Origin of the sequence: Candidatus Colwellia aromaticivorans (assembly GCF_003333305.1) — a bacterium.
Lineage (GTDB): Bacteria > Pseudomonadota > Gammaproteobacteria > Enterobacterales > Alteromonadaceae > Colwellia > Colwellia aromaticivorans.
The window spans coordinates 1-22,102 of sequence record NZ_QOLD01000099.1; the positions used below are offsets into that span (position 1 = coordinate 1).

Sequence of the window (22,102 nt, forward strand, 5' to 3'; positions counted from 1 at the left end):
AGTTTTGTCCCAATAAAGTACCTTCAATTTATCTCGGCCCTTATTGCAAAAAACAAAGACACTGCCCGTGAGAGGTGAAACTTGCATCTGCTGTTCGACAATCACCACTAAACCATTTATCGATTTTCTAAAATCGACAAAATCACGATAAAGAAAAACCTCGGGAACATCACTAAACATCTTCATGCGTTAGCCCATTGAGCAGCTCAGCTATAAAGGCAGGAGAAATATTATGAGGAAATGATAATTCACCAACGGGTAGATTCAGTTTGATGGGATATTCAATGGGCTGAGTGATAATGGTTTGTTTGGTAATAATTTTGGCTTGTATAAAATCAGTACGGTTATTGCCTTTAGCGATAATAGCTTTACGCGCATAAAAATACTTAGTACTTAATTGATACTGGTCACAGAACTTTGGTACTGATAGACCGCTAGTGATTTGTTTCTCTACAAGACATTTCCACTCATCGGAAGTTTTACGGCTCATACATTGCTCCTTTTATTACGTTGAAGCAAGTCTAGGGTTAATGCTTAGCTTAGGATATGTGCATTTGGCGAGACGTTCACAGTCTAATTGGTATAAGACAGCTTGAACGGCTAGAATACCCATTTGGTATAACAAATTTATTAAATAAAAAAGGCTGATAACTATCAGCCTTTTTTGTTTTTATTATTTTATTTTTTAGAGTTATTAATCAGACGTTCGGTAGCTCGCTAGTTCAGTAGACAAACTTACGCCTTGAAGCTTAAGCTGATTAACACGTTGTAAATACGCGGCACCTTTTAGCATATGCAAAGCCACATCAACGGCACCACGGCGGGTATAATCTTCTAAATAACTGCCTTTTACCCAGCTATTAAAAGCGCCTAAACTTGGGCCAGCCCAAATTTGGTAATCCATTTCACGTCCCTTTTCACCGGTATTAGACCAACGAGAACTTAAACCTAAATACCAACGGAAAATTAATGCCATTTTACGCTTAGGGCTTGATTGGGCGCGCGCTAACATTTCTGGATCACGCTCTTGGAAAAATGATTCTGTGCCAGCCCAAACATCATCTAAGTTTGAACGGAAAATTTGTTTCTCAATTTTCACTCGCTCATCACTTGGAATAGCTTCAATTGAGTCATAAGTCACATATAAGTCGTAAAGCTTTTTAGCGCGCATGGCAAACATTGAGCCGCGCTTTACCACTTGTAATTTAACGCCCATTTCAAACATATCTGCGGCAGGTGCCATAGTGACATCTGCCATTTCAACACTAGCGAGCAATTTACGGGTATATTCAGATGCGCCTGCTTCAACACAGGCTTGGTTTACTGAGCCAAGTACAATATAAGCTGCGCCCATGTTAAAGGCAGCAAGCGCTGCTTCTGGCGTACCAATACCACCGCCTGCACCTACGCGAAGCACTGGTGAGAAGTTATATTGCGCTTGCACTTCATCACGAAGGGCAATAATGGTTGGTAATAAGGTTAAAAATGGACGGTTATCGGTATGGCCACCTGAATCCGCTTCAGCGGTAATGTCATCAGCCATAGGCACAAGCATAGAAAGCTCTGCTTGCTCTGCTGTGATCTTACCTTGCGCCAGTAACTTATCAATAAACTTCTGTGGGGCAGGTTCCATAAAGCGGCGACCTACTTCTGTACGAGAAACTTTCGCAATCACTTTATGGCCAATGTTAACACTGCCATCTGCATTTTTTGAAAGACCGGCAACACGATACCAAACAATGTGTTCGGTTAAACCTAAGTAAGCCGATGCTTCAACCGTTTTAACGCCAAGCTTAATAAAGCGTTCAACCGCGCCACGCTCTAATGCTTCTTCCGCAGGTGCATGAATTAAATTCACCGCGTAAGGGCCATTCGGTAATTCAGCTTGAATACGACGAATGGCATCTTCTACCGCATCAGGTACTAAACCTGCCGCACCAAATGAGCATAAAAATCCCGCTTTACCAAGAGCAACAACTAGCTCAACAGATGCAATACCATTAGCCATCGCGCCGCCATGATAAGCGTATTTAACACCATGTTGTTTTTTATAAGCATCGTCACCTAAGTCTTCAGGGTTAAGCTTTTGGGCAAAGGCTAATACATCACTCGCGCCTGAAGTTGACGTTGCATTTGCCAGACCAAGTTCACTGCCGTTTTTGGCAACGTATACAGGGGAAGCTAAGTCCATTAACGCAGCTTTAATTGCACCGCTATCGGTTTTTATATTGTTATTATCAACTTGCCACGCCCAATCTATGGCGTTGTTATTATTAAAATCTAGGTTTGACATATTTGTTCCTGTTTTTCTTTTCTTTATCAGTTAGCGTTAAATCGTTTCACTAACAAATAGTAATAATTCAATAATATTTACGCTTCAATGATACTTAATACAATATCTTTCACTTCGTATATTCTTAAACCATCTTTCGATAAATTAGCATCACCGACTAAACGTACTTCACCATCAGAGCGAATGATATCGGTGATGTGCACATCTAACGACATTTGTTTATTTAATGGCGTAATTTGACCACGGTATTTCCATTTAACTAACGTAGCAGGCGCGATAAACCTTGGATTAGTAAAACCTTTACCTAAATCTTTATTAAGCGCATAGGTTTGCATTAATTCGATAATCGCTTCAACACCTAATGAACCAGGCATTACTGGATCTTGATGGAAGTGGTAACGGAAGAACCAATCGGTTGCATCAATAGTACGTTCACCATGGACATAAGCCACACCGGCTTTACCACCACCTTCAACAATTGATACCGTATCAATGAAGTTCATTTGCCCGCCAGCAAGTTTATAATGCGGCTTATTACTTGGCGCTTTATATAAAGCTAGCCCCTGATCAGATAAATCTATTACTTCAATATCAGCTTTCGGGGTTTTATTATCTTCAAACCACGGGTAAGTCGTTCTGCCGTTATCTATGCCTAACTGGTTGGTTAAAGCATCTCCGCCAAAGTAACCAAATACTGCCGTGCCTTTATAGAATAAATCATGGCTTTCTAGCGCTTGAGCGGCTGAGTTTTCATCTTTAACATAAAGCTCAAAAGTGAAACTTTGCACAATCATGCCGCCAGCCATGGTAGTGCTTAATAATACTGATTTATTCACAATGGTTTTATTGCGTAGATCTACTTGTTTGATCAAGTCACCACTGCCGTCTAAGTTACGAAAGAATAAATCTTTTTCAGGGTATTTTAACGTAGTACCCATGTAACCTGAGATAAAGCCATTCGGTTGTAGCGCTATCTCCATTATTAATGAATACGGCATCCAGTTATTAACACTGTTCTTGGTAAAGTACCATGCATCACTAGGTACAAAGTATTCCGCAATACAGCTAGAGGTCTTTTTCAAATCAAGGCGTGTACCTTGTACTTCAACGACTTGAGTAACTACTTGTAAATCACCACATGGCGTACGTGGCGGTATTCTACCTTTGTATACATCAAAGTCTGGGCCAAAACATTTTGAGATATTACCAGTGGCAAATTCAAACATATGCCAAGGGGTAAATGGCGCTTGGTTAGGAACACGATTTTGTCCAGCTACCATAGGCGCTTCAAAATGCTGAATAGGGGTTACGCCCTTTTCTTTTGGTGCATTAAAATCTGACATCACTTTCATTAACGGACGTTCAATGTGTTTGAATGGGTTAATGCCACGCTCGTCAAGCTCAGAAGATGTTTCTACAACTGCTGCAGGTTCACTCACTAAGTTAACATTTTCAGGTAAGCTAACTGGATAAGGGGAATTTTCATCTTGCTCTGAAATCATCATTGCCAAGTTTTGAAAATCAACCACGACTTTACCATTAAGAATGATATCAATATTAGCTTTCAAATAAGGGTATGGATGCATACCCATTTCCGTTACTTCCATACGATAGGTTAAGGTATTGTGTTGAGGCTGTACTTGACCACGACAACGTACCGTTTGTGACTCGCCCGGCATAGGCTGGAATCTTGCGTTGTTCATATTGGCGTGCATACCCAATGACAACATAAAGAACATTGCCATTTGACCACAACCTTCACTCATTAATGAGCCTGCCATTACTTGATCACCTTTAAAGTGACAAGGGAAATACCAATGATTAGGATCTAAATCTTTTTGCCCTTCTAGCAAGCCTAAGCCCCAATGACCACCGGTAGAATCCACCTTAGTAATACGCTCAATCATTAAGAATTTTTCTGATGAGAATTTCAACGAAGGGTTACGACCTTGTTGATCATATTCACTGCCAAAACAGCTAGCAACATCACCATTAACTAATTTCATCATGTCATTGTAATCGTATTGATCACGATTACGTTGCATCAAGGGGGCAAATGAGGTTTTCTTCGCATTCGCTAATTGTGCTTTGTCTTTATCATTGAGAATAACACCTTTACCGTCTTTTAATTCATCGTCAGTAAAGAAGCCAGCACAACCATTACGCATGATTAATACTTTTTTATCGCCTACATAACAATCGTAGTGGAAGAAGAATAATAATTGCTCACCATTTTTAGCATACGAATCAATATGGATTTCATAACGGAGAGTTTCGCCGCCAAACGCCATTTCTTCTAAGAAGGTTAATTGGCAATCAAGTAATCGATAAACCCGATCACCTTTGGCTTGAAAATCAATACCGATATAAGAAATTAACAATAAATCACATTGGCCTGACTCTACCGACACTGACCATGGAATTTGGCCATCAATTAAAAACGGTGCATCAACGGGAATGTCATACTCAGTACACATGTAAGATTTTTTGTATTCGTTTACAGTGGCTTCAAGCTCTGTCACTCGTGATACTAATAAGTAATCAGTCGTTGGCAAGCGAACACGGCGTGAATAACTATCAATAATGCGATATTCTTCACCAAAAACATTACCGATATCACCTTCAGCAAATTCGACTAAATCTGCAGTATCCCAAATAATTTCTTTTGGCTGATTAAAGCGCTCTTCAAGTTGCAATGGTGGGTAATTATAGCCATCAGGCCCTTTAATTTTAAAACCTGATTGATTCGCCCAGTGTTTATTCACTACCACTAAATCATCTGTATGGGTATTTGGGCTAACTACCGATAACTCAGGTGTTTGAGCTGCACTAATAGATTGATTTTCAACGTTGTAAGCAGGTAAGCCTGCGCTAGCATTGGCTTGCATTTCAATTAGCTTAGAAATTTGCTGCCCTGCCATTTGGCGAGTGCTTAAAAACGCTTGCTGAGTCGCTGATGCTTGATAAATTTCTTTACTTGCCTGATGTTTAACATCGGCATTATTTTTAATAGTCGCTTGTGAGATACTTTTCACTTTTGCTCCAGTAACGATTGTTGATCGTGCTTTGGCTTGAGTTGTGCTCTTAATTTGAGCATTTGCTTGAGCTTGTATTTGTGTTTGAGCTTGCTCTTGTATTTGAGTATGTGCCTTAGGCGTTAAGTTACTCAAGTTAATGCCTTGCTTAACGCTTGCTAACGCTTTACCGGTAAATAATTGCTTAACGCTTACCATTTCAGCACTTTTATTTTGGCTTATAATGGCATCAAAAATTGAATTTCCACCCAAGGCAATCGTTTTAATTAATTTAGGGCGCTGCTTTCCTGTTGGTGCAGGTGCCGCCTGATGAGGTTGTTTACTCGATGATAAAATTAAGTGTGCACAACTTTCATCTTTGCCTAAACCATTGATCGCAATAGCAGATTTTGTGGTAGTGCGTTTATCTAAAATAAGCGCTGTTTTAACAATACTAGCAACACCTGATGCGTTAAAAGTATGACCGACATTACTTTTAACCGAGCTAATCGCTTTACCTGCATAGAGTTTTGGTAATGCTTGATTTTCTGCCATATTCTCACTGCTAAAACCACTGGCATGTGCTTCAACTTGGCTGACATCTGCTGCATTAATACCGGCAAGCGCTAATGATTTATTAGCCGCTTTAGTAATAGCCGCTTCGTCACAGCCATTAGCAAAACTAATACTGTCGATGGTGGCATATACTTGCTGTTCACTCACTTTTGATGCTGGTTTAACAACAAAAGCAGCAGCGCCTTCACCGACTAACCATTGCTCTTGATTAAGCGTATTGCTTGCGGCTTTACCTTCAACCGATACCTTGCCATAGTGCTGTCTTAAGGTGATATTTTCTACTGAGCCAGCTAAATCAACCGAGGCGATAATCACGGCATCAATGTCGGAGGTTTGGAATAAGTTTTCAGCTAATTCGACACAGCGATAAACAGAGTTTTCTTCTGCTGATAAGGTAATTGCAGGGCCTGAGAAGTCCCATAAAGCAGAAATACGTGACGCCATAATATTACCAATAAAGCTGGTGTATTGATTAAGCTGAGCAGCAAAAGCAACACCGTCTTTGGCAATATTAGTTAAGGTTTCCCGTTGTTCAGTACTTAAGGTAACGCCTTGCTGTAATAAACTTTCTTCAATTTGTGTGCTTAAGTTAACGCGACCACGGTATTGATGAAGTTCAAGCTCTATGCCCATGGCAACTAATACTGCAACGTTACTACCTTCTTTAAGGCCAGCATCTTTTGCTGCATTGTCAGCAACTTTCATCATCATCAGTTGTTGCGGTATTAAACAGTCTTGCTCGTTTGGTGGTACTTTAAAACGTAAAAAATCAATATCAAAGTCTTCAACATAACCCCCTTTAGGGGCTTTGCTTAAGCTTAAAGCATTCATCACTTCGTTATTTTTTTCAATGCCTTTCCAGCGCTTAGTTGGCAAGGTTCTAAACGTATTACCATCACTATTAATAAGTGCTGCAAAACTGGATAAATCTTTCGCGCTACCAAAGTGCGCGTCCATACCAATAATTGCTAACGGTTCACGAGATTTTGCTATGCGAGTTACTGGTGTCAGTGTTTGTGTTGGCTGCTGTAAAACCAAATGCGCATTAGAGCCACCAAAACCAAAAACACTCACGCCCGCAGTTCTTGGTTTATTGTTTGCTAGCCCACTGCCAGTAGACTGCGGCCAATCAATAGTTTCTGTTGGCATTTGCGCGCCAGTTAAATAACCATTTTTAGAACTAAGTGGTTCATTCAAATTAATCGTTGCTGGAATTTTTGCTTCATTAAGTGCCCAAATAGCTTTGGTCATACCCGGCATACCCGCAGCGGTAAGCAAGTGGCCTAGGTTAGACTTTACCGAACCAAGCAATGGTTTATTACCATTTTTTCGAGGGAAGCGGCTAAAAAAAGTATCCATTGAGCCAAGCTCAACGTTATCACCTTTTGGCGTACCCGTGGCGTGACATTCAATGTAATCTACATCACGTGGGTCAACACCAGCATTATCATAAGCGCGTTCGTAAACTAATACTTGTCCTTTAGTATTTGGGCTAAGCACAAATTCGCCTTTGCCATCATTAGATAGCGCGCCACCTTTAATAATAGCGTGAATTTTATCGCCATCACGTACTGCGTCACTGTGGCGTTTAAGTACCATCATGCCAGCACCTTCGCCAGCAAATAAACCTTGCGAGTTTTTATCAAATGGGGCGTGAATATTATTAGCAGGATAGGCTTGAAAGATTGAGAAACCCATATTAACAAACATAGGATCAGAGCCAGAAACCGCGCCCGCTAACATCATATCAGCTTTGCCCGTATGTAAATAATCACAGGCTAATTTCACAGAATAACAACTGGACGCACAAGCAGCATCAAGGGCGAAATGTGTACCGCCAAGCCCTGCTGCTTTTGCAAGAAGCGCAGCAGGGTAACCCGCAACTAAGGCGTTATCGGCATGAATATCATTTTTCGCTATTTCTGTCTCGGAAAAGTGACTTAACTGAAAATCTTTATTAAGTAGCTGCTTTAACGCGTCATCAACGACTTGGTGATAGAGCGGCATAAATAAATGATTAGACGATTTAGTTGGAAACGATAAGTTACCTAAAATTACGCCACAGTTTTCAAGCTTATCACTACCCCAATAACCCGCATCGGTTAATGCTTGTTGAGTAACGTATAATGCCCACTGATTTAAATCATCTAGTTGATTTAAATACTCAGTCGTTAAGCTATTTCCATTGTTAGGCTTTCCGGCAACAAAAGCACTAGCATCAAAATCAAAGTTTCGAATATAACCGCCGTGTACACAGTAAAACTTATCTGTATCACCTTTTTTACCGGTATATTTGTCAGGATCAACGCCCATTTGTTCAATGGTTGCTTTGCTTCTGCAATCTTGTTTTTTAAGCAACTGTTGCCAAAATTCTTCTGGGGCAGAAGATCCTGGGAACAAATTAGCAATACCTACTACAGCAATATTTTCCATACTTTCCTCGAAAAGTTTTATAATTCTTTTTTGACAATAATCGAGCCATTAAATAGGGTTTGAAGATCTAGCTTCACCCCATGGCTAACTAATTTTGCAATCGCTCTTAAATACGTTAACTCGTCACTCGTACCTTTCGCGTTTACCGGTACGGCGACTCGTGCTTTGTTAGCACTTTCGCTATCACTAGCAGAATCAACAGGTGATTTTGCAGTAAAGTCTAAAATTTTATCAACCCAGCTACATAGTGAACGCCCAGGGCCCATTTCAATAAATACGCGTGCACCTTGGTTATGCAGAGTATTGATCAAACGGGGGAAGTCCACTCGGTCGCAAAGGCATTTTGCGACACTATGAGCAATCGCTTTACTCATTTGTGGCACGGGTAAATAACAGGAGCTTGAATACATTTTAGTTTTTAAACGTGGCATTACATCCATGGTATATAGCTCAACCATGTCATCATATTCTTTATTTGCTGGTGCACTATGAATTGCATTAGCCATATTTAATGGCATAGCGCGCACGCCTAATTTTTTAATAACACGTAGACAATCTTCGGGATAACCTCCAAGTAATAAACTGTCTGGCGTATTTATAATTGTGCAGTAGACACGGTCTTCGCCATCACTTGCTGTAATAACCTCATCAAGCGTTGCTTTGATGGTGTAGGTTTCCCAGATTAATTCATCATCCGTATTTTCATCTGCGTGATCATCTAAACCCCAATGTTCACGCAAAGTTAATAACTCACCACAAAGACGGTGATTGAAGGTATCTGAATTAGCTAAACGCGCACTCATCAAGCCCGGTTGTTGCCATGCACCAAGTGCAGCGTACATACTGACTTCGCCCATTGAATAACCGGTAGCGTAATCAGCTTTTACATTAAATACATTTTCAAACACTTTAGTAAAGACACAAGCAAAGCCCACGCCTGCTTCAGCAATATCAGCTAGGTTGCCACGAAGGTTTAAATCAAGTTGTTTAAGTGCTTTAAAATCTGGACGAATAATAGTTCGTGGGTTTAATAAGCGATCTTTTAGACTTGCGCCAATGTCATCGGCTAAATTGGCAACGTCTTGGTGAATTTCAGGAAATAGGTGAAATAAATCACGACCTAAACCAACATAGGTGGCGCCAATACCTGGGTATAAAAACGTGACATTATTAGTATTTTTATCGGCATTTACCGGCGTGGCGCTAAAATAGCTTCCCTTAGGGGTACGCCATTCATTGTTAGCATTATCTGGTGAAAGTGCACTAACAATGCCCGCTTTGGCTAATTGTATTTCTTTGATTAGCTCTTCTTTAGATTCACATAACAAAGAAACGGTATAGCTATGTTCTGCTGATTTTGACTTATAAACATCAAAGCAGCTTAAAGCAAATTCATGAATACAAGATTGGCTAAACTCAAGTTCAGTTTCAAGCGCTGTTAATCTTGTTAATATTGCTTGTTGGTCATTACCCGTTATTAAAATCAGCTGTAATTCACTACAAGCAATAAAACCATTATGACGAATATCATCCGCTGGATGCTTCTCAGATGAATCAGTAGTTTTATTTTCAGCTAAAATCACATGACAATAATCATTATTTCCTGCAAGCGCGTCCTCAGATGATAAACAGCTATATGCAGCAAAATGAGCACTGCTATCGGGGTGTGGATACCAAGGGCGAGACTCTGTAGGCAAGTAAAAGTTTGATGTTTGCCATTTGTCTAGCTCACTTTCTTGTGGCTGCTGCCAATCACTGATTGCTGGAATATAACGTTGCTGTAATGCGATAACTGTACGTAATAAGCCTAATACTTGAGAAAAACCTTTGCCTTCACCAGTAACACTTCGAGCACAACTGATTGCTGTCGTTAATGCTTCTTCATGTCCATAACTTGCAATTAAGGCGGTAGACTCTGTCAAAGCTAGCTTATTATCCGCTAACGCTGATACTTCAATTAAGCCGATATCAAGTGGCTTAACTTCGGCATTCTGTAATGCAGATTGCGTCGTTGCTTGAACATCATTACCAACAGCAAAACCTTTTAACCATGAATAGACATAGCTATTATTGGATTGAGCAAAGCTGACAGATGAAAATAATAAAGCCGCAATACCATAACAAGCTTGATAGCCATTAAAGTTTTGATCAAAGCTAATAGTCGCTGATGATGACAGTTCACTTTCTGATGCTGATTGTCCAGATAAATGCGCCACTAAATTTACGCCAACTAACGCCACTAAATTATTTTGACTGACTAATAAGTCTATTTGCACAAGCGCTTTCGCTAACGAGTTAACCACTATAGCATTGTCGCTTATAGTGCAATCGATAGTGCTAGTATCAAAATCAGTATTTTGAGCAACCAATACTAGCTTAATATCCGAGCTATTAACTTGATTAGCAGATGCCATACGAGTAACAGCTTGCTGACAGTCACTTAGGGTTATTTCTGAAGAGGCTTTATTAGCCTGTTCATTTCCCTGTGAATTGCTCTGTTCTTTACCCTGCTCTTTACCTAGGTATAGCGCACGTTCAACTCGATCAATATCCTGTTGAAAACTACTTTGATTAGCAAACTGGGCATCTAGCCCTATAATGGCTCCGTTATAATTATTCGTTGCCATTACACTTTTGTCTCTGTAAGTTTTTTCGTAACGGAGGCTTTAGCGCTTTTAGGCAAAAAGATGTCACTTAAAGCAGCGCTAGCAGTAACTTTAGCTGATTTTATCTCGCTCAACACTTCATTACTTTCACTAATTAATTGTATATCTGCCGTTAACGCACCACGTTGTTTGCCTTTACCTGAGCTTTTAACAACATTCAATTGCAGATAAAAACACTCATTAAGTGTTACTTCACGATATACCGTCCAGCTATCAGTGCTAGAAGGCAGGCTACCAAGCCCTAACTCTTTTTTCACCCAAACTAACATCGCTTGATACGCTAGGTCGTTAGCAAAAATATTGCTTTTTTCAGCACTATTACTTAAAGGGAAATCGCTTAAAGGGAAATCGCTTAAAGGGAAATCGCTTAAAGGGAAATCGCTTAAAGGGAAATCGCTTAAAGGGAAATCGCTTAAAGGGAAATCCCCTTGCTTTTCAGCCGCTACTGCGGGTGCTTGGCAACGTAATAATAAACCTTGCTCATTACATTCAAGTATTTCACTAATACCTTGTAAGCTTGGACCGTGAAATAAAGTCCCATTGCTATATAGTGCCTTTGCACTTTCAGCGGATGTTGGTATCGCTAAAGTAACCTCTGGGCTGGCTTTACGTTGACTAGCTAAAATCAGTTGAGCGCCGTAATGAAATACGATTTTTCCCTGAGCGTTAATACTTGAGATCTTAGTCTCAACCACTAAACCGGCTCCCTCATCAACAACGTTAGCATTCATCTCAATTTGATATTCGCTCGCCTCACTGCCATCAAAGATAACGCCTTTGAAAAGTTTATAATTTTCTAAACCTTGGTAGTGATAACCCTGATAGGCTTTTTCACTGGCATCACGCATCCAAGCAATCGCACATACGGTTGGGAAAACTTGATGTCCTCCAACCATGTGGTCAGCTAAAAAAGGATTGTTAGTCGCTAAAAGTGTTTTACTAACACTTACGTTTAAGCGACTAACTTGTGGCTTTTTTACAGCAGTACCTGCCTGATCTTTGCCCTGATCCTTAGACTTATCTTTAGAGAGGTCATTACCCACTAAAATTTGTGCACAACGGTTATTATTTGCACCCAGCTCACTCACTAATAATTTAGCACCGGCATCAAGTGGAATGATATAAACACCACGGTCGTTAAACATACGTTTAAGCTCAGGTGTTACCATGCCGCCATCCCAAGGACCCCAATTAAAGCTAAGTACTTGAGCACTTGGGTTTAGCGCTTTAAAACGGTAAGCCGTTTTGTTTAAAATGTCATTCGCAATAGAGTAATCAGACTGGCCTGGATTTCCGTAAAAGCCTGCTGCCGATGAGAATAAAACTAAGTGTTTAACATTTTCACTAGTCGTTGCTGCTAATAAAGAAAGTAAACCGTCAATTTTAGTGGTGTAAACGGCATTGAATTCTTCAAGCGTTTTTTGCTCAATAAATTTATCGGCTAAAACACCTGCGCCGTGAATAATACCCGTTACGTCACCAAGTTCTTTGGTGATTGGCGCTACTGCTGCACAAACATTACTGCTGTTAGTAACATCTGCCGCAACGTATTGTGCTTGGCCACCAGCAGCTTTAATCGCATTTAACGTTTGTGAAATTTCACGATTTGCTAATACTGGACGAACAAACTGTGTCACTTTAACGGGTGTCGGTTTATCACCTGCGGCAATTAAGGCTTGCATCGCTGCTTTTTTCAAAGCAACTTCATCGCTGATACCTTTTGCCCAGCTTGGTTCGTTGTCATCAAACGATGAACGACCTAATAAGATAAATTTAGATTGATATTGTTTGGCAATTTCTATCACACAGTGTGCAGTTACGCCTTTAGCGCCACCACTTACTAAAAACACAGAGTCACTATCAATACTGTTGCCCGCAGTGAGTTGATAACTGTCGGTGGCAACACCTGTTAAGGTTAAGCGTGTACCAATGTTATTGCTAAGGTTGTCTGTGTCATGAGCGACTTCAACAATACTGCTATCAATATCTAGTAACTCATCACTGATAATTGTTGCTGCTTTATCTGCCGCTAATTTAGCTGATAAATCAACTACACGACAAAATACGCTATCATCGCCTGCATTCCACTCGTGGTTGATAGTCTTAACTAATCCCGCTAAACCCGCTTGTACTAAATCAGCGTTAGCATCTGCTTTAACCTGTGCAGCGCTTTCGTCACTGTTAGCAAAACCTAATGTGCCACCTTGGCGTGTTACCACAACAAATGAGGCGCGTGCTTTAGTTGCTGCTTTTACCTTAGATAATTTAGCTAATACAAACGCTAACATTAAGCCTTGTTTTGCCGCTTCTGGGTAAGCAATAGCATCTATCGAGTTGCCAGATTGTAGGTAAATAACCGTATCAAGTTGTTCGTTTTTCTCGATGATGTCTTTCACTTGGGCTTCATCAAGGGTTTTATCACTGTTACCGATTTCAATCACATTGACTGATTTGGCAAACGCTTTTTTCGAGTTAACAGTAATCCAGTTAGGCTTTAATGCGGTAACATTCCAACCTGCTTTCACTAACTTTCCACTTAAGGCAACAGCAGCGCCTGTGCCATCGTCAACGATTAACGCATTAGCACCACCTTGTTGAGTGACATCTTGAACAATTTTGTTAATTGAAGATAATGCCGTTAATTCAACAGTCGCACTTGGTGCGCCTTGAAAGCTAGCAGCAGCTTCCGTTGTTGTTTGCGGTGCTGGGTCACTTGCTTTCGCGCCTGGTGGTGTTGGCTCAGTAGGTGAAACCTTACTTTGCATATAGCTAACTATTTCACCTAAAGTGCGTAGCTCAGCTAAATCTTCTGGGTTAAGTTCTGGAAGATCAGGGATTGTCTCTTGAACCGCACCTAAGATTTCAACACGTTTAATTGAATCAATACCTAAGTCAGCTTCCATATCCATGGCCAGCTCTAGCATTTCAACCGGGTAACCTGTTTTTTCAGCAACCACTTCCATCATTACTTTTTGAATGTAGTCAGTATCGATTGCAGGAGCGCTGCTCTCATTGGCTAGCGCTTCGTTACTCGAAACTGGTGTACTCGTAACTTTACTTTGCATATAAGTTACGATTTCACCTAAAGTACGTAGCTCTGCTAAATCTTCTGGGTTTAGCTCAGGTAAATCTGGAATCGTTTCTTGCACAGCACCCAAGATTTCAACACGTTTAATCGAGTCGATACCTAAGTCAGCTTCCATATCCATACCAAGCTCAAGCATTTCTGTTGGGTAGCCGGTTTTCTCAGCAACCACTTCCATCATGACTTTTTGGATGTAATCTAAATCTATCGCCGGAGCACTACTTGCAACGGTAGCTGGCGCTTGCGAGCTTTCTGCAACAGCTGTAGGCGCAGCAGATACTTTCGACTGCATGTAACTAACAATTTCACCTAAGGTACGTAACTCGGCTAAATCTTCTGGATTCAGTTCTGGTAAATCTGGAATGGTTTCTTGAACAGCACCCAAGATTTCAACACGTTTAATCGAGTCGATACCTAAGTCAGCTTCCATGTCCATTTCAAGTTCAAGCATTTCGGTTGGATAGCCAGTTTTCTCGGCAACCACTTCCATCATTACTTTTTGGATGTAATCTAAATCTATCGCTGGTGCGTTAGCGTCAGTTGGCGTATTCACAACGGCAAGTGTTGGCGCAGCAGATACTTTAGATTGCATGTAACTAACAATTTCACCTAAGGTACGTAGTTCAGCTAAATCTTCGGGGTTAAGCTCAGGTAAATCAGGGATGGTTTCTTGAACAGCACCCAAGATTTCAACACGTTTAATCGAGTCGATACCTAAGTCAGCTTCCATATCCATTTCAAGTTCAAGCATTTCGGTTGGATAACCCGTTTTCTCGGCAACCACTTCCATCATTACTTTTTGAATATAATCTAAATCTATCGCAGGAGCGCTGCTCTCATTGGCTAGCGCTTCGTTGCTCGAAACTGGTGTACTCGTAACTTTACTTTGCATATAACTAACAATTTCGCCTAACGTACGTAGCTCAGCTAAATCTTCAGGGTTAAGCTCTGGTAAATCTGGAATGGTTTCTTGAACCGAACCTAGAATCTCAACACGTTTAATCGAGTCGATACCTAAATCAGCTTCCATATCCATTTCAAGCTCAAGCATTTCTGTTGGATAACCCGTTTTCTCGGCAACCACTTCCATCATTACTTTTTGGATGTAGTCTAAGTCAATCCCAGAGGCACTTGCTGTAGACGTTTCAACTAAGTGAAGCGCCGGAGTACTTTCATTCGCTGGTGCAGCAGACTCTGCTTTTGACTTCATATAGTCAACAATTTCGCCTAAGGTGCGAAGCTCTGCAAGATCTTCAGGATTAAGCTCAGGAAGGTCTGGAATAAGCTCTTGTACTGAACCTAAAATTTCAACACGTTTGATTGAGTCGATACCCAAATCAGCTTCCATGTCCATTTCTAGCTCTAACATTTCAGTTGGGTAACCCGTTTTCTCGGCAACCACTTCCATCATCACTGTTTGGATTGTTGCTAAATCAATCGATGCTGTTGGAGCAGCTTCAGCACTAACCGCAACAATTGTCTCAGCGATAGGTGCCATAGCGACGGCAGTCGCTACTGTTTGAACTGGCGCTGCAGGAGGAGTGTTAATTACAGGTGCAACTGGCGCTGATACTTGACTAACAGGCTTAGCAACTGATGCTACTTTAGCTGCAGTTGGCATTGTTGGTGCTGCTGGAGTTACAATTTTCTCAGCGGCTTTATTAACAACAGGTGCATCACTTGCTGACAACATTGCCGTCATATTTTCTGTTTGATTGTTTAGGTATTGCTCATGAACACGTAACGTTTCAGATTGAAAGTCATGATACATGCCTAAAGTGCGATCTAAACTTTCAGGTAATTCTCCACCGTCTTGAGATGAAAGTACGGTATCAAAAGTTTTAGCGTAATCTTTTGGTCCTTGCATGTATTGCTCATGAACGTTTAATAACTGTTGTTGATGATCAACAAACTGGCTAACACTACGTTCAATGCTACTTACTAGGCCAGTAGAGTCAGTGTTACTAGCATTGGCAATAGGTGCACTCACTTGGTTTGGTTGAGCAGTAGTGCCATCGGCGTTCAAATAAACAATTTTTTCTACTTCAACGATACGCTCTACTTCTACAATTTTTTCTACTATTTTTTGCTCTGGTACAACAACAGGCACTGACGTTGCTTGTTTAACCGTCCAGCCATCATTTAGTGCATCATCAAACGCTTTTGAGGTTTTAGCACTAACATACGATGCGCCAGTTAATTTCATTGCCAATGGCGACATTTTAGTTGCAACCAATGGACGTTTAACAGCGCTGTAAGGGTCAACTTCATTAAGCGCTAATCCTAATACTGCCATTTGAACCGCCGCTTGACGCATTTGCATATCAGCAGACTTTTTCGGGTTAGCATTAACAGCAATAGCGACTACGTCGTCTTTCTCTTTTAAAATGTTTTCAACCAATTTAGTTAATACATTTTTAGGGCCAAACTCGATAAATACACGACCACCATCAGCATAAATATTATCAATTTCTTCATTGAAATGAACTGATTCTAAAATGTGATTCTTTAAGCTCTTTTTAATATCGCTCGGTTTATTTGAATGTGCTTTTGCTGTGCCATTTGAATAAACAGGCACACTCGGTTTATTAAACTTAGCGTTATCAATTGCAGCCGCAAATGGTTTTTGCGCATGACCCACTAACGGGGTATGGAATGCAGCCGATACTGGTAATGGAACAACTTTGTAACCTTTCGCTTTTAACTCATCAATGGCAATAGCAATTTGACTCGTAACACCGGCAACAACTACTTGATTATTTGAGTTGTAATTAGCAATTGAGATATCTTTAATGTCTTTGATATCTATCGCTACTTTGCTTGGCGAACCTACAACTGCAATCATTGTACCTGTATCAAAGCTAGTATCTTCTGGTGCAGCCATTGCTTGGCCACGACTGCGTGCTAACATCATGTAGTCGCTGTCATTTAATACGCCAGCAGCCCAAAGAGCGGTTAACTCACCAAAGCTGTGTCCAGCGGCAAAGTCAGCTTTAAAACCAGCATTAGTAAAGGTTTTGTATAGGCCAACACTTAAAGTACCAATAGCAGGTTGAGCGTGTTGAGTTAATCGTAATGCTTCATCTTGTGCTTTTCTGGCATCATTATTAAAAACAGGAATTGGGTAAGTGGTTGGGGTTAATTGCCCTAAACCAGCATTGGTAAATTCACTGTCCATGTCTTGTGCAGCTTGCATCACACTTGGGAAGTTACAAGCAAGTTCTCGTCCCATATTCACATACTGTGAACCTTGACCCGAAAACAGTGCCACAACTTTACCTTCAACCGTTAAAGCAGACTTGCGGAAATAAATGCCGGTTGGCACAGACCATTCTTCGCTACCCGCTTTCGCTTTAAATTGCTTTAACGCTGCTTCGATCATGCTGATAGCTTGCTCGGCATTTTTAGCAACAAAACCACAACGGGCTAATTCAGCCGCAGGTGTTTGTAAGGTGTTTTCAGTCACTAAGGCATTAAATACAAACGGTTGTGCTTCACTATCAACACTTAGTTTAGCTTGCCAATCAGTTAAGCTAGCAACCAAGGCGCTTTCGTTGGCAGCCGTCACTAAAATAGTTTGTGGTACGGCATTTAAACGATATTGACCGCTAGCGGTTGGGCGATATTCTTCTAAAACCATGTGGTAGTTTGTACCACCAAAACCAAATGAGCTAATACCTGCACGACGAGGAACACCATCTTCTCTTGCCATCCAAGGACGTGTTTCATTGTTCAAATACATTGGGCTATTTTCAATTTCTAGCGCTGTATTAGGTTGATCAATGTGAATAGTGGCTGGTAATACTTTATGGTGCAGTGCTAATACTGCTTTGATCATACCTGCTGAGCCTGCTGCTGCTTTGGTATGGCCAATTTGTGATTTTACTGAGCCTAATGCGATATGCTGTTTTTGTTCATTGTCAGCACTAAAATGCTTAACCAAACCACCAAATTCAGCGGCATCACCAGCTTTAGTGCCTGTGCCGTGCGCTTCAATTAAGCCACAAGTACGGGGATCAAATCCGGCATCATCATAAGCGCGTTTTAATGCTTTTGCTTGTCCGTCTGGACGTGGCGCGTATATAGATTTAAAACGACCATCTGAAGAAGTACCGATACCTTTAAGTACCGCATAAATTTTATCACCATCAAGTTCAGCATCTTCAAGACGTTTAAAGGCCATCATGCCGATACCTTCACCGATCATCATACCTTTTGAATCGTTATCAAACGGACGAATATCTTCACCGGTAGTAAAGGCCGGAGTTTTTGAGAATGACATATACATAAACGGTGAGTTATCACAACAAACACCACCGGAGATCATCACTTCTGAGCGATGCTCTAACAAGTCTGAAATCGCTAATTTAATTGCCGCTAAAGAGCCAGCACAAGCCGCATCAACCACACAGTTAGTGCCACCAAAATCAAAACGGTTCGCAATACGACCTGAAATAACGTTCCCTAACATGCCAGGGAATGAGTTTTCTTCCCAGCCGATATACGCTTTCTTGAATTTTTCAATGATCATAGCGCGATCTTCTGCGTCTACACCTGATGCTTTCAATACTTTTTCTAGTACTGGACCTTGCAAACGAGACGTTAACGGTGAAATTTGCTTTTGACCACCACCTACACCTAGCGTAATACCAACTTTGTCACGGTCATAACCTGAGCCATCACCAATACCGGCATCATTTAACACGTCACGCGCAACCACTAATGATAATAATTGTGCAATATCCGTCAATTCTAAAATATTTGGCGGCAAACCAAATTCCATTGGATCAAAATCTATTTCAGGTAAGAAGCCACCACGTTTACAATAAGTTTTGTCTGCTGCACGCGGGTCACTATTGTAATAGTCATCAATCGCCCAACGATCACTAGGGACATCTTTAATGGCGTCTACTGATTCAAAAATATTGTCCCAGTAGTCTTCTAAGTTTTTAGCATCCGCAAAAATTGAGGCCATACCAACAACGGCTATAGGGCACTCTTGCAAGCGTGAATTAAATTGCTGTTCGTCAGTAAGCGTTTCTTCTGCCTTGACTGTTTTAACGCTTGTTGTATTTTGCTTATTAGCCATAGATTTATTAACCATTAAAGTATCTCCAGTTTAGGATTTTGTTGCATTTTCGCGGTCACAATTGTCAATATCACCTTGATGATTTTTTTCATCAACCGTGCTATTGGCGGCATTGTTCGCTACATTGTTAAGTAAACGAAAACGACTTAGAAATTCAGTGTAATTACCCGCCAAAATACGACGGATATGGAATGGGGCTTTGGTGAGCACGTAGCTCATGTAACGGCTAGCTGCATCAGCTTCGTTACCATCATAAATATCAACATAAACCCAACCAGATGTTGGGTCATTGGCAACTAGCAAACGCCGTTTGTTTAGTTGTTCTTGTTCTTTTTCTGTTGCTTGTTCAGAACAGTTAGTAGATTCTTTATTCGAAAAATCAGGTAACTGCGTGACTTTTACTTGTACTACTTCGTCTTCAGATAAGTTATTGGTGCGGTTTAATACTTCACGCATCGCCTTTGGAGAAATATCTGAAAGTAATACTTGATGGTCAAGGGTATCTTCTAACGTGACTTGTACCGGAGATGAAAGCGGGCTATCAGCATCGACAAATTCGCCACTGTCTTCCATATCTGCTAATCGAGAAACACCATGACGCTTTAAGCAGCGTTGCAAACCAGCACGCGATACATGTGAATTAATAAATTGTTTACAGACGACGAGTAGCTCATCAAGTGAGAGTAATAACCGCGTACGTAGCTCAACTACAACATATTCTTGCGCTTCACTTAACGTGGTATTTAATTGCTTTGGCACATGAGACGCATCAGACATCGATTCTCGCTGACGCCATTTACGTACAGTTGACTCAGATATTTTGAGTAAACGTGCAAGTACAGCAGTCGGTAAGTCTGATTCATGGATAAATGCGCGCATTTCTGGTGTAGTGGTGGCGTTTGCATGTTGCTTAGGCATTAATCATCCGTCGTTAACCGTGTAATTAGCTCAAAATACACGAATTGTATTTTTCCAAGGTGGGCTAATATACACAGGTTTCACACCCAACACAATCACCCGATACAAGGTTCAACACAAAAATAGACCAAAGTATTAACACGCTAGAAGTTTGAATGGACAAGCAGTTACCTTAAATAAACTTTAGTTCTATAAAAATCAAGCGCAAGCGAGTTAACACCTTTGATGTACATCAAGAGTTTTAACTAAAATCATCTTAAAAAATAAAATTAACAATGAGTTTTATGATAAAGTCACGCCTATTAAAGATAGCGTTTGTTATAAAAACTTTATCAAATCATTCAATACAACCTAGTGATACTTTTTCATGCCTCTTATTTATAGTGCTAAAAACACCAAAATTTCACTTAAAATTAAGAAAAATGAAGTTCATCTATGGCAAGTAAATCCTGACAAAATCACACAGCCTGAATTACTCAATAAATATAAAGATTTACTTAGTGATGATGAAACAAAAAAGCAGCAAAGATATAAATTTTCACACGATAGGCATGATGCTTTAATCACTAGGGCCTTTGTACGAGACCTGCTCTCTTATTACGCTGAGGTTGCCCCGAATGATTGGCGTTTTGATAAAGGTGAAAAGGATAAACCTGAAATTGTTAATCCGCCGCTGCCCTTACGGTTTAATTTAAGCCACACAAAAGGTCTGATTATTTGTGCGGTAACCTTAGAAAATGATATTGGCTGCGATGTTGAAGATACCACACGCAGTAATGATGTGTTGGCCATCGCCAATCGGTTTTTTTCTCCGAGTGAAACGAAAGAGCTATTTTCTTTACCCAAGGAGCAACAACGTCATCGTTTTTTTGATTATTGGACTTTAAAAGAATCGTATATTAAAGCGTGGGGCTTAGGTTTAGCTATTCCCTTAAAAGATTTTAGTTTTACTATTGTGGATGAACTCGCTGAAAAAAACACATCTTTTACAATTAAGAAAGCTATCAGCTTGAGTTTTGCTCAACACAGAGTAGATAATGCTAATAGATGGCGTAACTGGCTTTTATATCCAAACGGCAATGAGCAACACCGTATTGCGATAGCATTAAGAGCAAAAGAGAATAATCAAGATGTTGCTTATCAATTACGCTGCTTTAACAGCACACCTTTACAGGGTCACCAAGAGTATTTTTAGGTTGAAACAATAAAACTAACTTGATGTTAACGGAATTAATATTTCCTCAGGAATAGGATGTAAACGTTTTTCTTTATCTAAACACACCATTTCAATATCACCAATTACCGCTGGTTTACTCGCATTAGGTCGCCATACCTCTTGTCGCCATAAGGTTTTATATTTGCCATCAAAGCTAAAATTGGTTCGGATATCACAGATTTCAGCAAATTCCACCCCATCTTGAAAAGTTAAATTAGCTTTATAGACGGCGAAGCCTAAGCCTTTTTCATTCCACAATTTTGCTAAGCGATCACTGTCAATAACATGCTCGCGTGCTCGTTCAAAGTATTTTAAAAAATTGGGATGATAAACCACACCAGAATGATCGGTATCTTCATAATAAATTTGTACGGGGTGGTGATAAATCTTACTCATAGCAATACCTTATTTTCTAACGAATACAATCAAGAGGGAAATGAATTAAATCTATTTTAACCTTTATACCCATGTTACCTCAAGATATAGGGTTCAGATGGCAGTTTTAGGGTGTGAGTTCAACCGATCAACAAAAGAGTTCTCACGCTACCTGTAGTTTGCATGCCCAACTTATAGTCAGTAGGCTAGTTTATTGATCAACTTATTGATAGTTGTGAGGAGTATACTTAAACGTTATTGGAGAGAACTCATCGATTTAAATTATCGCAGTATGTTGAAAAGTAAAAACATATCGAGTAGGGTGAGGCTCATGCCTCATCCCTCTCACAGAACCGTACGTACGGACCTCGTATACGGCTCATGCAATTTACTATTTCTCATCACTTTGATCAGTAATAAGAAGCGAGAACGCCTGT

The 22,102-nt window shown here is 40.4% G+C and carries 9 protein-coding genes; 1 reads left to right on the plus strand and 8 read right to left on the minus strand.

Going from position 1 to position 22,102, the window contains the following annotated elements:
* From tnpB to DWA31_RS16640, 7 genes are all read right to left on the minus strand, one after another.
* Positions 1-180: IS66 family insertion sequence element accessory protein TnpB (gene tnpB, locus DWA31_RS16610; protein WP_210725508.1), on the minus strand; the 180-nt coding region annotated here is incomplete at its 3' end.
* A complete protein-coding gene (tnpA, locus tag DWA31_RS16615; RefSeq protein ID WP_114324640.1) occupies positions 173-490 on the minus strand; it encodes an IS66 family insertion sequence element accessory protein TnpA in 318 nt (105 codons plus the stop codon). The genes tnpB and tnpA, both read right to left, overlap by 8 nt.
* Before the next feature lie 204 nt (positions 491-694).
* Entirely contained in the window at positions 695-2,293 is a 1,599-nt protein-coding gene (locus DWA31_RS16620; RefSeq protein ID WP_114327689.1) for a PfaD family polyunsaturated fatty acid/polyketide biosynthesis protein, read from the minus strand.
* Between the two features lie 77 nt (positions 2,294-2,370).
* Entirely contained in the window at positions 2,371-8,316 is a 5,946-nt protein-coding gene (locus tag DWA31_RS16625; RefSeq protein ID WP_114327690.1) for a hotdog fold thioesterase, read from the minus strand.
* 17 nt (positions 8,317-8,333) lie between these two features.
* Complete coding sequence (locus tag DWA31_RS16630; RefSeq protein WP_114327691.1) at positions 8,334-10,943, minus strand: PfaB family protein; 2,610 nt, start codon at positions 10,941-10,943, stop codon at positions 8,334-8,336.
* A complete protein-coding gene (locus tag DWA31_RS16635) occupies positions 10,943-19,171 on the minus strand; it encodes an SDR family NAD(P)-dependent oxidoreductase (RefSeq protein WP_425451907.1) in 8,229 nt (2,742 codons plus the stop codon). Before DWA31_RS16635 ends, DWA31_RS16630 begins: the two co-directional genes overlap by 1 nt.
* 15 nt (positions 19,172-19,186) lie before the next feature.
* Entirely contained in the window at positions 19,187-20,074 is an 888-nt protein-coding gene (locus DWA31_RS16640; protein ID WP_114327692.1) for a helix-turn-helix domain-containing protein, read from the minus strand.
* Positions 20,075-20,441: 367 nt separating this feature from the next.
* Between DWA31_RS16640 and DWA31_RS16645 the strand changes: the two genes are divergently transcribed.
* Entirely contained in the window at positions 20,442-21,269 is an 828-nt protein-coding gene (locus tag DWA31_RS16645) for a 4'-phosphopantetheinyl transferase family protein (protein ID WP_114327693.1), read from the plus strand.
* A gap of 15 nt (positions 21,270-21,284) precedes the next feature.
* Here the strand turns inward: DWA31_RS16645 and DWA31_RS16650 are convergent, their stop codons facing one another.
* Positions 21,285-21,686: a thioesterase family protein gene (locus tag DWA31_RS16650; RefSeq protein ID WP_114327694.1), complete on the minus strand. Its 402-nt coding sequence runs from the start codon at positions 21,684-21,686 to the stop codon at positions 21,285-21,287.
* Between the last annotated feature and the right edge of the window lie 416 nt (positions 21,687-22,102).

What these genes read in the sequence shown, in the direction of transcription:
- tnpA (WP_114324640.1), bottom strand. Translation starts at nt 490, where the DNA reads ATGAGCCGTAAAACTTCCGATGAGTGGAAATGTCTTGTAGAGAAACAA.
- DWA31_RS16620 (WP_114327689.1), bottom strand. Translation starts at nt 2,293, where the DNA reads ATGTCAAACCTAGATTTTAATAATAACAACGCCATAGATTGGGCGTGG.
- DWA31_RS16625 (WP_114327690.1), bottom strand. Translation starts at nt 8,316, where the DNA reads ATGGAAAATATTGCTGTAGTAGGTATTGCTAATTTGTTCCCAGGATCT.
- DWA31_RS16630 (WP_114327691.1), bottom strand. Translation starts at nt 10,943, where the DNA reads ATGGCAACGAATAATTATAACGGAGCCATTATAGGGCTAGATGCCCAG.
- DWA31_RS16635 (WP_425451907.1), bottom strand. Translation starts at nt 19,171, where the DNA reads ATGGTTAATAAATCTATGGCTAATAAGCAAAATACAACAAGCGTTAAA.
- DWA31_RS16640 (WP_114327692.1), bottom strand. Translation starts at nt 20,074, where the DNA reads ATGCCTAAGCAACATGCAAACGCCACCACTACACCAGAAATGCGCGCA.
- DWA31_RS16645 (WP_114327693.1), top strand. Translation starts at nt 20,442, where the DNA reads ATGCCTCTTATTTATAGTGCTAAAAACACCAAAATTTCACTTAAAATT.
- DWA31_RS16650 (WP_114327694.1), bottom strand. Translation starts at nt 21,686, where the DNA reads ATGAGTAAGATTTATCACCACCCCGTACAAATTTATTATGAAGATACC.